Origin of the sequence: Amycolatopsis sp. CA-126428 (assembly GCF_002904335.1) — a bacterium.
In the GTDB taxonomy this organism is placed as follows: domain Bacteria; phylum Actinomycetota; class Actinomycetes; order Mycobacteriales; family Pseudonocardiaceae; genus Amycolatopsis.
On sequence record NZ_PPHF01000155.1, the window covers coordinates 13,071 to 25,671 of the forward strand.

Consider the following 12,601-nt stretch of genomic DNA (forward strand, 5'->3'; position numbering starts at 1 on the left):
GGCCATGGCCGCAGCCGACGCTGCCTGAGCCGGCACCGCCTGAACCGACCTCGCCGGGTGTCCGGGCCAGGGGGGAACCACCCCCAGCCGTCCCGTTCACCCCGGAGGTTCCGTCATGCCCGAAACACTCACTCCCGCCCAGCTGGCCCGCGATCTTGCCGTCCGTGATCTCACCGATCCCGACGCCGGGCCGCACGCCATCCAGCTCGTCGTCGAGCAAGCCGTCGAGTCCGTCGCCGCGCTCTGGTCCTGCGCGGTCCGGCGGCACCCGGGCGAGCGCATCGTCACCGTCGCCGACAACTACGACCACCTCGGCTACCACCCCGCCGACGTCACGCGCGATGCCCGCTACACCCGGTACGTCGACGGCCGGCACGTCCTGCGCAGCCACTCCACCGCGATGATCCCCGCCGCGCTGCGGGCCTTGGCCGCGAACCCCGCCGACGACGTCCTGCTCGTCTGCGCGGGCGTCGTCTACCGCCGCGACAGCATCGACCGGCTGCACAGCGGCACGCCCCACCAGCTCGACCTGTGGCGGATCACCCGCGGCCCCACCACCCGCGCCGACCTCGAGGAGATGGCCGGCGCCCTCGTCCCGGACCGCACCGTGAGACTCGAACCCCGCCGGCATCCGTACACAGTGGACGGTGCGCAGCTGGACGTCGGACATGCGGGTGCGTGGGTCGAGGTCGCCGAGTGCGGGCGGGTGCACCCCGCCGTCCTGGCCCGGGCCGGACTGGACGAAACCTGGTCCGGGCTCGCCCTCGGCCTGGGCCTCGACCGGATGCTGATGCTGCGGAAGGGCATCCCGGACATCCGGCTGCTGCGCGAACCCGACCCGGCGGTCGCCGCCCAGATGACCGACCTCGCGCCCTACCGCCCGGTCTCCGCCCTGCCGCCGGTGCGCCGCGACCTCTCGATCGCCGTCGACGCCCACGACCGCGCCGAGGACCTCGGCGACCGCGTCCGCGACGCCCTCGGCGAAGACGACGGCGTCGTCGAGGCGGTCGAGATCCGGCAGGAGACGCCGTACGCCCTGCTCCCACCGCAGGCGCGAGCCCGGCTGGGCGCCCGCCCGGACCAGAAGAACCTCCTGGTCCGCCTGGTGCTCAGGCCCCTGGCCAGGACCCTGTCCGACGCGGAGGCGAACGCCCTGAGAGACCGGGCCTACGCGGCGCTCCACCAGGGAAGCGCCCACGAGTGGACCACCCCGTAGGGTGGGCCCATGGCAGATCGGCTCTACTTCCGGCAGCTGCTCGCCGGGCGGGACTTCGCCGTAGGTGATCCCGTTGCGACGCAGATGGCGAACTTCGCCTACCTGATCGGGGACCGCGAGACCGGGGACGCCGTCGTCGTCGATCCGGCCTACGCGGTGCGGGACCTGCTCGACGTCCTGGCGCAGGACGGGATGCGGCTCACCGGCGTGCTGGCGACCCACCACCACCCCGACCACGTCGGCGGGGAGATGCTCGGCTTCTCCCTGCCCGGGATCGCCGAGCTCCTCGCGATCGAACCGGTGCCGATCCACGTCAACGGGGCCGAGACCGAGTGGGTGCGGCGGGTCACCGGCGTGTCCGGCACCGACCTGCGGGCGCACGACCACGACGACGTCCTCGAGGTCGGGGCCATTCCCATCCGGCTGCTGCACACGCCCGGGCACACGCCGGGCAGCCAGTGCTTCCTGGTCGAGGACAAGCTCGTCTCCGGGGACACGCTCTTCCTGGAAGGCTGTGGCCGCACCGACTTCCCGGGCGGTGACGCCGAAGAGATCTACCGCAGCCTGCAGGCGCTCGCCGGGCTGCCCGGCGACCCGGTGGTCCACCCCGGGCACCAGTACTCGGCCGAGCCGTCGGCCGCGCTGTCGGAAGTCAAGCGCACCAACTTCGTCTACCGGCCGCGCTCGCTCGACGAATGGAAGGTCATGTTCGGCGGCTGAGACCAGGGCGTTCCACGGGGTGAAACACGGGGTGTTCACGGAGTGGGCGCCGATTGACTTCGCTTCCCACTCCCCGGATGGTCGGGACCACGCAATCGCAGAACGTCCCAGTCCCCGGGAGAAATCCGTGTCGATTTCCACTACGGGTGTGCTCGCGCACGCCCGGAAACGCGCCGCCGAGCCGCCGCGCAGAGCCGTGCGGCGGCCCGATCTCCGGCGGTGGATCAGCCCGGTGGTGCTCCTCGCCGCCTGGCAGGCCGCCAGCGCCACCGGGCTCCTGCCGCCCGACAAGCTCAGTTCACCGTGGACGGTCGTGCAGGCCGGTATCGAAGTCGCGCGCAGCGGCGAACTCGGCAGTGCGTTCGCGGTGTCGCTCGGCCGGGTCGGTGCCGGGTTCGCCCTCGGCGCGATCGCCGGCCTCCTGCTCGGCATCGTCTCCGGGCTGTCGCGCTGGGGCGAAGCCCTGGTCGACCCGCCGGTGCAGATGCTGCGCACCCTGCCGTTCCTCGGCCTGATCCCGCTGTTCATCCTGTGGTTCGGCATCGGCGAAGAGACGAAGATCGTGCTCGTCGCCCTCGGCGTGGCCTTCCCGCTCTACCTCAACGTCCACTCGGGAATCCGCGGCGCCGACCCGGACCTCGTCGAAGCCTCCCGGGCGCTGGGGTTCAGCCGCGCGGAACGGCTCTGGCACGTCGTCCTGCCCGGCGCGCTGCCCCAAGCGCTCGTCGGGCTGCGGCAGTCGCTCGGCCTCGCCTGGCTCGCGCTGATCGTCGGCGAGACGGTCAACGCCGACGCCGGGGTCGGCTACCTCATCAACAACGCGCGGGAATTCCTGCGCACCGACGTCGTGGTCGTCGGGCTGGTCCTGTACGCCCTGCTCGGCCTGGTCACCGACGCGCTGGTCCGGCTGCTCGAACGGAAGGTGCTGCGGTGGCGAACCCGGTAGCCGAGGTCCAGGGCCTCACCAAGCGGTTCGGCGACCGGACCGTCCTCAGCGGACTCGACCTGACCGTCGAGCGCGGCGAGTTCGTCGCCCTGCTCGGCCGCAGCGGGTCCGGCAAGTCGACGCTCCTGCGGGTCCTCGCCGGCCTCGACGATGCCGTCGAAGGCGGCGTGGAAGTCACCGGGACCGTCTCGGTCGCGTTCCAGCAGCCGAGACTGCTGCCGTGGCGGAAGGTCTGGCGCAACGTCGTCCTCGGCCTGCGCCAGGACGGTGTGGCGAAGTCCCGCAACCGGGGCCTGGCCGAGAAAGCCCTGGCCGAGGTGCACCTGGCCGAGCACGCCGACGACTGGCCGCTGACGCTGTCCGGCGGCGAGGCCCAGCGCGTGTCCCTCGCCCGTGCGCTGGTGCGCGAACCCGATCTGCTGCTGCTCGACGAGCCGTTCGGCGCCCTGGACGCGCTCACCCGGATCTCCATGCACGGCCTGGTCCAGGACCTCTGGCGGCGGCACCGGCCGGGCGTGCTGCTGGTGACCCACGACGTGGACGAGGCCCTCCGCCTCGCCGACCGTGTCCTGGTGCTCGACGGCGGCCGGATCGTGGCCGCGCACCGGCCGCGCGAAACCGCCGATCACGACGACCTCCGCCGCCGCGTGCTGGCCGACCTGGGAGTGACCGAAGATGCTGTGGCGTAAGGGAATACTGGCGGTTGCGGCGGCTCTCGTGGTGTCCGCGTGCGGCACGGCGAGCGGCAACGACCCCGCCGCCGTGCCGGCCTCGGTGAGCGCGGCCGACCTGGCGAAGGTGACGCTCAAGGTGGGCGACCAGAAGGGCGGCCTGAAGTCGCTGCTCACCGCGGCCAACCTGCTGCAGGGGACGCCGTACAAGATCGAATGGGCGACGTTCACTTCGGGCCCGCCGCTGCTCGAAGCCGCCTCGGCCGGCGCCATCGACACCGGGCGCGTCGGCAACACGCCGCCGATCTTCGCGGCCGCCGCGAAGGCGAAGATCAAGGTGATCAGCGTGTCGCGCAGCAACGTCGAGCGGGAAGCCGTGCTCGTCCCGCCGGACTCACCGCTGCAGGACGTCGCTTCGCTGAAGGGCAAGACGATCGGCGTCGCGAAGGGCAGTTCGGCGCACGGGCAGCTGCTGAACACCCTGCACAACAACGGTCTGTCCACGAAGGACGTCAAGCTGAGCTTTCTCCAGCCGTCCGAAGCGTATGCCGCGTTCACCCAGCACACGATCGACGCCTGGGCGATCTGGGACCCCTACACCGCGCAGGCGCAGCTCGAAGCGAACGCGCGGGTGCTGGCCGACGGCCGGGGCGCGTCGAACGGCCTGGCCTTCCTGACCGCGAGCACGGCCGCACTCGGCGATCCGGGCAAGAACACGGCGCTGCGCGACTTCGCGGTGCGCGTGGTCAAGGCGCAGAAGTGGGCCGACACGCACCGCGACGCGTGGGCACAGGCGTGGGCCAAGGAGACCGGATTGAAGCTCGAAGTCGCGCAGAAGGCCGTCGAGGCGGGCCGCGACCGGCCGATCGTGCTGGACGACTCCGTGGTGGCGTCCGAACAGCAGCTCGCGGACGCCTTCACCGACGAGAAGACTTTGCCGGGCAAGGTGGACTTCGCCGCCTTCGCCGACCGGCGGTTCGGTCCCGACCTGGACCAGGCGAGGAGCAACGGATGAGCATCAGCCTGCACTGGTTCCTGCCCACCAGCGGGGACGGCCGCACGATCGTGGAACGCTTCCACGCCAACCGGTCCGCGGGCCCGGCCGCCCAGCGCGACCCGGACCTGGACTACCTGGCCCAGGTCGCCCGCGCCGCCGAGCGGCAGGGTTTCGAGGGCGTCCTGACGCCGACCGGCACGTGGTGCGAGGACGCCTGGCTCACCACAGCCGCGCTGATCCGGGAGACCACCCGGCTGAAGTTCCTGGTCGCGTTCCGCCCGGGCGTCATCTCACCGACCCTGGCCGCGCAGATGGCGGGGACTTTCCAGCGCCTGTCGGGCGGCCGGGTGCTGCTCAACATCGTCACCGGCGGCGACGCGGTGGAGCAGCGCCGCTTCGGCGACTGGCACGACCACGACGCCCGGTACGCACGGACGGACGAGTTCCTCACCATCGTGCGCGGGGTCTGGTCCGGCGAGCCGTTCAGCTTCGAAGGCGAGCACCTGCGCGTCGAAGGTGCGACGACGCTGGCCGCGCCGGATCCGGTGCCGCCGATCTACTTCGGCGGCTCGTCACCGGCCGCGCTGCCGGTCGCGGCGCGGCACGCCGACGTCTACCTGACCTGGGGCGAGCCGCCCGCGCAGGTGGCGGAGAAGATCGGCAAGGTCCGCGAGCTGGCCGGCGACCGGCCGATCCGGTTCGGGGTCCGGCTGCACACGATCTCGCGCGACACCTCGGCCGAGGCCTGGGCGGAGGCGCAGAAGCTGCTCGACGCGCTCAGCCCGGAGCAGGTCGCGAAGGCGCAGGCGCAGCTGGCCGCCAGCGAGTCGGTGGGCCAGCAGCGGATGGTCGCGCTGCACGGCGGCCGGACCGACGGCGGCGTCCGCGGGCTGGAGATCCACCCGAACCTGTGGGCGGGCGTCGGCCTCGTGCGCGGCGGTGCGGGGACCGCGCTGGTCGGCAGCCACGAGGAGGTCGCGGACCTGATCGAGGAGTACCACAGCGTCGGGGTGAGCGAATTCGTCTTGTCGGGCTACCCGCACCTGGAGGAGGCGTACTGGTTCGGCGACGGCGTCCGGCCCGAGCTGGCCCGGCGCGGCCTGCTCAAGGAGTACTAGTCCCAGCGCGTCGAGGCGTAGACGACGATGTTGTCGCGGTAGGAGCGTTTCGCCGCGTCGAAGCTGCCGCCGCAGGTGATGAGCCGCAGCGCGCTGCCCGGCGCGGGTCCGTACACGGCGTCCGTCGGGAACGCGTCCTTCGGGTAGCGCTGGACGGCGTCCACGACGAACCGGGTCTCCTGGCCGTCGGAGCGCGCGACGAACACCTGGTCGCCGCCCCGCAGGTCACGCAGCCGGAAGAACGGCGCCGGCCCGGCCCGGGAGTCGACGTGTGCGGCGATCACCGCCGGGCCCGGATCGCCCGGCACCGGGCCGGCGGCGTACCAGCCGACGTCCTCGAACCGCGCGGGCGGTTCCAGCTGGTGGGCGGCGCCCAGCCCGAGCGGGACGAGCGCGCCCGCGTCGACGCCGATGGCGGGGATGCGCAGCCGCAGCGGGCGGACGCCGGCCGGGGCGGGCAGCGGCTGCGGCCCGCCCGCGGCCGGCGGAGCCACCGACGAGGCCGGGACGGCGGGTGGCGGCGCGACCGGGGCTGCCGGGGCCGCCGAGCAGCCGGCGGCCAGCACGGCCACGACGAGCAGCGCGCCGGCGTCAGCGCGCACGAGCCGCCCGGCGCCCCACGAGCCGCGCGGCCAGCAGCCCGGCGGCCGCCGCGAACACCGGCCACAGCGGGGTGGACCCGGGCGCGGTGCCGCCGCCCCCGGTCTCGACGCCGAGCTTCGGCGGTTCGGGCAGCGACGCGCCGTCGGAGAGGGGGTTCGCCTTCAGCGCGCCGGCGCTCTCGGTGACCAGCAGCGACGTGGACGACCCGGCCTTGACGTCGACGTCGGCGGCCGACTTGACCGAGCCGCCGCTCAGCTGCAGCGGCCACCGTCCTTCCGGGACGTCCACATAGGACGACGTCTGGCCGTACGCCGCGTCCTTCGCGATGGTGAGACCCTGCGGTCCCGCCACGGTGACCGGCGCGATCGCCGCCGACCCCTGGACGACCCGGACGCGGCCCTTGCCCGCGGCCGGCGGGGTGAGGTCGTCGGTGACCAGGTCGCCCTTGAGCGTGCCGTCCGGGCCGTTCGCGAAGACCAGCAGCGAGTAGGCGTTGCGTTCGGCGACCTCGATCGTCGCCGACAGCGCGGGCGGCGTGGCCGGTGCGGCGTCGGCGGGCCGCATCGAGAGTGTGTACTTGCCGGGGCCGAGCGACGAGTACGGCGTGACCGCGCCGTAGCCGGCCTTGCGGATGACGACCTTCTCGGCCTGGCCGAAGGGCGCGAAGGAGATGTCCACCGGCGGCACCTTCGGCGACAGGTGGCCGACCCGGATCCAGCCGACGCCCGGGCCGGGGCCGGTCGCCGCCTCGGCCGTCACCGGCGTCAGCGCGACGAACAGGAGGGCTGCGGCGGCCAGCCCGCCGGGTCTGAGGAGGAGGGTGCGCATGGGAGGGGCCTTTCACCGTCAGGGGGAGGAGAACGGGACCAGCAGTCCCGGGGGTGCGAACAGCGGGTACGTGACGAGCACGCCGCCCGCGGTGCGGGCGACCGAGGACGGCCGGAACAGGTCGCGCTGGCCGGCGTAGAACGCCGCCGCGCCGTCCGCGCCGCCGGTCAGGAGCACCCGGCGGCGCGGTTGCCCGGCCGGGTCTTCGCCGGGGACGGCGGGGAACGCCGCGACGCCCACCGGCTGCAGGGCCGCGAGCGCGGCGATCGTCGCGATCAGCCGCGGGTCGGCGCGGCCCGCCCGCAGCACGGCGAGCGCGTCCGGGGCGCAGGTGATCCGGGCCGACGCCGCCAGCGCCGCACCCGCGTGGGTGCGCGCGGACTCCTCCGACGGCGCGGCCGGGTCGGCGGCGGGCAGGCCGAGGCGGGAGACGGTGACCTGGCCGAACACCGCGGTCACGCCGGCGTCGGCCAGCGCGGTGCCGAGGGCCGGATAGCGGCTCCGGAGGCCGTCCGCGCCGGTGGCGAACACGGCCCAGTCGGCGGGCGGGCAGCCGGCCGCGCACGCGGCGGCCGGGACGAGCAGCCCGGTCGGCCAGCCGGCCTTGGCGAACTCGGCCCACGCGCCGTCGTCGACGAGCACGCGCGCGCCGGAAGCGTTGGCCCGCAACCAGTCCTGGGCTTCGACGAGCGGTCCGCCGCGGCCGGTGGCGGGTCGCAGGGCGGGGTAGCCGTAGATCCAGCCGGTGGCGACCACGGCGACGAGCACCCCCGCGGCCAGCACGGTCCCGGGACCGCGGGCGCGTTTCCCCCGGTGCACGGGGACCCGCTGGCGCGCCAGGGCTTGGACGACCGCGGCGAACAGCAGGGGCGTGAGGGGCAGCAGCAGCGCGAGCACGGCGGTGTCCGGCACGCCGGGCACGAGCAGGGCCGCGACGAGGAGCAGGCCGGACACCGCGAGCGGCCGCAGGGCGGTGACGGCCAGCGCGGCCACCAAGGCGACCGTGGAGAGCACCGCCCACGAAGGGTCGAGAGCGACCCAATCGGCCACCGACGGCCGGCTCGCGGCCGCGAGGTGCGGGCGGAGCACGGCGGCCGCCGGGCCGAACGCGATGCCCAGCCCGAGGTTGAGCAGCACCGCCACCAGCGCCGCGCGGGCGGGCGCGCGCCGCACCAGCAGCCAGCCGGCGGCGGGCAGGAAGAGCAGCGCCAGCGGGGAGGTGAGCACCGCCGCGAGCAGGCAGACCGCGGCCGCGGCGTCGTGCCGGATCCGGGCGCCGGGCCGGGTGATGAGCACCAGCGCGCCGAGGAGCCACCCGACCGCCAGGTGCTCGACCACGACCAGCCGCTGCAGACCGAGCGCCAGCGGCGACGCCGCGACCAGCAGCACCGCGGCCGCCGCCGCCCACCGCGTCAGGCCGAGCCGGCGCGCCAGGAACCACAGCAGCACGGCACCGAGCACCGCGGCGACGAGCATGGTTTCGCGGACCGCCGCGAGCGCCGACGCCGAGCGCCCGAAGGCGTCGGAGACCATCGTGTACGCCGTGAGCTGCCACCAGCCGAACGGGCTCACCCCGGCGCCGCCGGCGTCGGTGAACGGCGTGAGGTGCCCGAGCGCGTAGGCGTGGGCGACGTTCGCGGCCTCGGCGGGCAGGGCCGGGGCGGGCGCGGCGAGGTACAGCACGCGCAGCCCGCCCGCCAGCGCCAGCAGGGCCAGCACGACGTCGAGCGACAGCAACCGGTGTGCGGCCGGGAATCCGGTGGCCGCCGGTTCGGGAAGCGTCGCGGGGGAGCGGCCCGGGTCGGTCGTCTCCTGGCTGTGCTGGGCCATTGGACGGATCGTAGCCGCTCCCGATCACCGGTCCAGCTCGGGACGGTTACGTCAGCCGGACGGCCCAGTCGCGGGAAAAGCGTTGCCCGGCAAGATTATTTCCCACCGCGCGGGCCGGAGCCGGCCAGGGTCCGGCTCAACGCCAGCGCGACCGTCCGGACGGCGGGCGCGACCCGTTCGGTCCGCATCCGGTTGGCCCAGCCGGAAATCGACACCGCCGCGACGGCGGCGCCGTGCGTGTCGAGCAGGGGACTGGCCGCGCACACCACGCCGACGCCGGATTCCTCGCGCTCCAGGGCGATCCCTTCTTCCCGCACCCGGGTGAGCTGACGGCGCAGCAGGCCGGGTGCGGTGATCGTCCGCGCGCTCATCCGCGGCAGCCCGGCGTCGATCACCTGGTCCACCACGGATTCCGGGGAGAACGCCAGGATCGCCTTGCCGACGCCGGTGGCGTGCGCGGGGAACCGGCCGCCGATGCGCGAGGGCAGCGTCGGCGCGTCCGGCCCGCGCAGCACGTCGAGGTACACGACTTCGGTGCCTTCGAGGATCGCGAGGTGGACCGTGTTGCGCGTGGCTTCGCGCAGGTCGGCCAGGTACGGCCGGGCCGCCTCGACCAGGCCACGGCGGGGCGAGGCCAGTTGGCCGATTTCGAACAGCCGCAGCCCGAGCCGCACCGCGCCGGCCTCGCGTTCGAGCAGGCCGGTCTCGGCCAGGTGCCCGACGAGCCGGTGCACGGTCGTCTTCGCCAGCCCGGTCCGGCGGCCCAGCTCGGAGACGCCGAGGGTCTCGTCACCCGGCCGGAAGGCTTCCAGGAGCGCGGCGAGCCGGGCCGCGACGAGGCCGTCGCCGCTCGCGCCGTCGTTCCGCCCAGCGGTACGCATGGGTTGAGTGTGCCCGATCCGCCGCGCGACTGTCACCGGGTCGGGCAAGGGAGGTGCGTCAGTGGCCGTCGGCGCCGAGGACGAGTTTCACGCAGTGCGCGACGAGCCGCTCGCGCGAGACCTTCAGCGAGCCGTCGAGGTAGGCGACGAAGACGTTGGTCAGCGCGCCGACCAGCCCGACGGCGACCATCCGGCGCTCGGCCTCGTCGCCGTGGGTGAGCTGCTCGCCGACCAGCGCGGCGAACACCGGCAGCAGGTGCAGGCCGCGGCGGGTCAGCGCGGGGTCGGTGAGCGGGGCGAGCAGCAGCACCCGGCCCTTGCGGGGGTCGTCGACGATCAGCTCGACGAACGCGCGCACGGCGTTCTCCGCCCGCGACACCGGAGTGGGCGCGTCCCGTACCGCGTCGACGAGCGCCTGCCGCGCCTGCTCGCCGACGTGCTCGTAGACCGCCGCGACCAGTTCTTCGCGGTCGGCGAAGCTCTCGTAGAAGTAGCGCTCGGTCAGCTTCGCGTGCCGGCACACCGCGCGGACGCTCGTCCCGGCCGAGCCTTCGGTGCCCAGCAGTTCCAGGCCGGCGGCCACGAGCTGCTCGCGCCGGAGCGCCTTCCGGTCGTCCAGCGTCGTGCCCGCCCAGGTCCGGCCCGGCATCACAGCTCCTCGGTTGACTACAACTGTTGTCAGATCCTAGCCTGACAACACCCGTAGTCAGTTTCGGACCCGACGAGGAGCCGCCGATGACCCCCCAGCCGCTGGGGCCCGACTCGCTGACGTGGAAGTACTTCGGCGACTGGCGCGGCCTGCTGATCGGCCTGTGGGCCGGCTCCATGCAGAACCTGCACCCCGGCCTCGGCGCCGGCGTCGAGCAGCACTCGCGGTTCTTCGAAGAGCGCTGGCAGCGGCTGTTCCGTTCGCTCTACCCGATCGGCGGGGTCGTCTACGACGGCCCGCGCGCCCACCGGACCGCCCTCGAAGTCCGCGGCTACCACGACCGCATCAAGGGCGTCGACGCGCGGGGCCGCCGCTACCACGCGCTCGACCCGGACACCTACTACTGGGCGCACGCGACGTTCTTCGTCAGCACGATCCTCATCGCCGACCACTTCATGGGCGGCATCGGCGAGGCGGAGAAGCGGCAGCTGTTCGACGAGCACGTCCGCTGGTGGCGGATGTACGACATGACCATGCGGCCGGTGCCGGAAAGCTGGGAGGACTTCCAGCGCTACTGGAAGCACATGTGCACCGACGTCCTGGAGGACAACAAGGCCACCCGGGACGTCCTGGACATCCGCGGGCTCGGCAAGCCGCCGTTCCTGCCCTGGCTGCCGGACCCGCTGTGGCGGCCGGTCCAGCGGGTGGTCGCGCGCAACTTCGTCTGGCTGACGATCGGCCTGTACGACCGCGAGGTCCGCGACCTGCTCGGCTTCCGCTGGACCGAGCGCGACGCCCGGCGGCACCGGCGGTTCGGGAAGCTCGTCAACGCTCTGTTCACGCTCGTCCCGCACGACCGCCGCTACCACCCGCGAGCCCGCGCCGGCTGGCGTCGCGAGCGCGGCGAGGTGGCTCCGGGCGCGCCCTTGGTCGAAACTCCACCCAGGAACCTGCCGCCATGGACAGCTGTTGGGGGTCCAGGGGGCTCGCCCCCGGCCGGGTCCGGGGCTGGGCCCCGGAAACAATTGCGCGGGGCAAGCCCGAGCACTACACGCCGAACGTCTAGGAGGCTTTCGTGAAGCTGGGATTCCACGTCGGGTACTGGCAGAGCGGCCCCACCCCGGGTGCGCTGGAAGCCGTCCTCAAGGCCGAGGAGCTCGGCTTCGACTCGGTGTGGACGGCGGAGGCGTACGGCTCGGACGCGTTCACGCCGCTGGCCTGGTACGGCGCTTCCACCAGCCGGATCCGGCTCGGCACGAACATCGTGCAGATGGCCGCGCGGACGCCGACGGCGACGGCGATGAGCGCGCTGACCCTCGACCACCTCTCCGGTGGCCGGATGGTGCTGGGGCTCGGCGCGTCCGGCCCGCAGGTCGTCGAGGGCTGGTACGGCCAGCCGTACCCGAAGCCCCTCGCGCGGACCCGCGAGTACGTGAACATCGTCCGGCAGGTGATCGCCCGCGAGGCGCCGGTGACCCTCGACGGCGACCACTTCCAGCTGCCGTTCAAGGGCGGCACCGGGCTCGGCAAGCCGCTGAAGCCGACGGTGCACCCGCTGCGCAAGGACATCCCGATCCACCTGGCGGCCGAAGGTCCCAAGAACGTGGCCCTCGCGGCGGAGATCGGCGACGGCTGGCTGCCGCTGTTCTTCTCGCCCAAGAGCAACGACTTCTACAAGGCCGCGCTCGAGGAAGGCTTCTCGCGGCCGGGCGCGCGCCACACCCTGGAGACGTTCGAGGTGCCGTGCTCGCTGCCGGTGATCGTGCACGACGACGTCGAGGAGGCGGCGAGCTGGATCAAGCCGTCGCTGGCGTTGTACATCGGCGGGATGGGCGCGAAGAGCGTCAACTTCCACCACGACGTCTACGCGCGGCTGGGCTACGGCGACGTGGCCGACAAGGTCCAGGAGCTCTTCCTCGCCGGCCGCAAGGAGGAGGCGGCCGCGGCGATCCCGACGTCGCTGGTGGAGGACACCTCGCTGATCGGGCCGCCGGAGAAGATCCGCGAGGAACTGACGGCCTGGGAGAACACCGTGGTCACCCAGCTGCTCCTGCGCGGTGACGCCGCGACGCTGGAGAAGATCGCCCGCGCTCTGGGCTGACCGGCGGGTCGCTCCGTGCCCCAGGTCACGACGATGGCACG

13 protein-coding genes are annotated in these 12,601 nt (G+C 73.7%); 8 read left to right on the forward strand and 5 right to left on the reverse strand.

The window, feature by feature from the left end; genetic code table 11:
• The first annotated feature begins 115 nt into the window (after positions 1-115).
• The 6 genes from srmL to C2L58_RS38525 all read left to right on the forward strand — a co-directional run bounded on the left by srmL (position 116) and on the right by C2L58_RS38525 (position 5,668).
• Positions 116-1,216: a PheS-related mystery ligase SrmL gene (gene srmL / locus C2L58_RS51050; RefSeq protein WP_103342547.1), complete on the forward strand. Its 1,101-nt coding sequence runs from the start codon at positions 116-118 to the stop codon at positions 1,214-1,216.
• Positions 1,217-1,225: 9 nt separating this feature from the next.
• Positions 1,226-1,936 (forward strand): MBL fold metallo-hydrolase, encoded by a 711-nt coding sequence (locus C2L58_RS38505; RefSeq protein WP_103342548.1) that lies wholly within the window; start codon positions 1,226-1,228, stop codon positions 1,934-1,936.
• Between the two features lie 127 nt (positions 1,937-2,063).
• Positions 2,064-2,882, forward strand: a complete 819-nt coding sequence (locus C2L58_RS38510) for an ABC transporter permease (protein ID WP_103342549.1) — start codon at positions 2,064-2,066, stop codon at positions 2,880-2,882.
• A complete protein-coding gene (locus tag C2L58_RS38515; protein WP_103342550.1) occupies positions 2,867-3,571 on the forward strand; it encodes an ABC transporter ATP-binding protein in 705 nt (234 codons plus the stop codon). The genes C2L58_RS38510 and C2L58_RS38515 overlap by 16 nt, the downstream gene beginning before the upstream one ends.
• A complete protein-coding gene (locus C2L58_RS38520; RefSeq protein ID WP_199191653.1) occupies positions 3,558-4,568 on the forward strand; it encodes an ABC transporter substrate-binding protein in 1,011 nt (336 codons plus the stop codon). Before C2L58_RS38515 ends, C2L58_RS38520 begins: the two co-directional genes overlap by 14 nt.
• Positions 4,565-5,668 carry an LLM class flavin-dependent oxidoreductase gene (locus C2L58_RS38525; RefSeq protein ID WP_103342551.1) on the forward strand — a complete coding sequence of 368 codons (1,104 nt, stop codon included), beginning with the start codon at positions 4,565-4,567 and terminating at the stop codon, positions 5,666-5,668. The genes C2L58_RS38520 and C2L58_RS38525 overlap by 4 nt, the downstream gene beginning before the upstream one ends.
• Here C2L58_RS38525 and C2L58_RS38530 read toward each other — a convergent pair.
• The 5 genes from C2L58_RS38530 to C2L58_RS38550 form a co-directional block, all read right to left on the reverse strand.
• Positions 5,665-6,270 carry a class F sortase gene (locus C2L58_RS38530; RefSeq protein WP_103342552.1) on the reverse strand — a complete coding sequence of 202 codons (606 nt, stop codon included), beginning with the start codon at positions 6,268-6,270 and terminating at the stop codon, positions 5,665-5,667. The genes C2L58_RS38525 and C2L58_RS38530 overlap by 4 nt on opposite strands.
• Complete coding sequence (locus tag C2L58_RS38535) at positions 6,260-7,099, reverse strand: DUF4397 domain-containing protein (protein WP_103342553.1); 840 nt, start codon at positions 7,097-7,099, stop codon at positions 6,260-6,262. The genes C2L58_RS38530 and C2L58_RS38535 overlap by 11 nt, the downstream gene beginning before the upstream one ends.
• Positions 7,100-7,117: 18 nt before the next feature.
• The gene (locus C2L58_RS38540) at positions 7,118-8,929 is read right to left on the reverse strand and encodes a glycosyl transferase (protein ID WP_103342554.1); all 1,812 of its coding nucleotides are present in this window, start codon (positions 8,927-8,929) and stop codon (positions 7,118-7,120) included.
• Positions 8,930-9,024: 95 nt separating this feature from the next.
• Entirely contained in the window at positions 9,025-9,810 is a 786-nt protein-coding gene (locus C2L58_RS38545) for an IclR family transcriptional regulator (protein WP_103342555.1), read from the reverse strand.
• Positions 9,811-9,868: 58 nt separating this feature from the next.
• Positions 9,869-10,459, reverse strand: a complete 591-nt coding sequence (locus C2L58_RS38550) for a TetR/AcrR family transcriptional regulator (RefSeq protein WP_103342556.1) — start codon at positions 10,457-10,459, stop codon at positions 9,869-9,871.
• An 86-nt stretch (positions 10,460-10,545) separates the two neighbouring features.
• Here C2L58_RS38550 and C2L58_RS38555 point away from each other — a divergent pair, with 86 nt between their 5' ends.
• The gene (locus C2L58_RS38555; protein ID WP_233226181.1) at positions 10,546-11,538 is read left to right on the forward strand and encodes an oxygenase MpaB family protein; all 993 of its coding nucleotides are present in this window, start codon (positions 10,546-10,548) and stop codon (positions 11,536-11,538) included.
• Entirely contained in the window at positions 11,535-12,560 is a 1,026-nt protein-coding gene (locus C2L58_RS38560) for an LLM class F420-dependent oxidoreductase (RefSeq protein WP_103342557.1), read from the forward strand. The genes C2L58_RS38555 and C2L58_RS38560 overlap by 4 nt, the downstream gene beginning before the upstream one ends.
• Positions 12,561-12,601: the final 41 nt, after the last annotated feature.

Bases quoted from the DNA above. Each gene is read 5' to 3' on its own strand.
- srmL (WP_103342547.1), top strand. From the start codon at position 116: ATGCCCGAAACACTCACTCCCGCCCAGCTGGCCCGCGATCTTGCCGTC.
- C2L58_RS38505 (WP_103342548.1), top strand. From the start codon at position 1,226: ATGGCAGATCGGCTCTACTTCCGGCAGCTGCTCGCCGGGCGGGACTTC.
- C2L58_RS38520 (WP_199191653.1), top strand. From the start codon at position 3,558: ATGCTGTGGCGTAAGGGAATACTGGCGGTTGCGGCGGCTCTCGTGGTG.
- C2L58_RS38525 (WP_103342551.1), top strand. From the start codon at position 4,565: ATGAGCATCAGCCTGCACTGGTTCCTGCCCACCAGCGGGGACGGCCGC.
- C2L58_RS38535 (WP_103342553.1), bottom strand. From the start codon at position 7,099: ATGCGCACCCTCCTCCTCAGACCCGGCGGGCTGGCCGCCGCAGCCCTC.
- C2L58_RS38540 (WP_103342554.1), bottom strand. From the start codon at position 8,929: ATGGCCCAGCACAGCCAGGAGACGACCGACCCGGGCCGCTCCCCCGCG.
- C2L58_RS38545 (WP_103342555.1), bottom strand. From the start codon at position 9,810: ATGCGTACCGCTGGGCGGAACGACGGCGCGAGCGGCGACGGCCTCGTC.
- C2L58_RS38550 (WP_103342556.1), bottom strand. From the start codon at position 10,459: ATGCCGGGCCGGACCTGGGCGGGCACGACGCTGGACGACCGGAAGGCG.
- C2L58_RS38555 (WP_233226181.1), top strand. From the start codon at position 10,546: ATGACCCCCCAGCCGCTGGGGCCCGACTCGCTGACGTGGAAGTACTTC.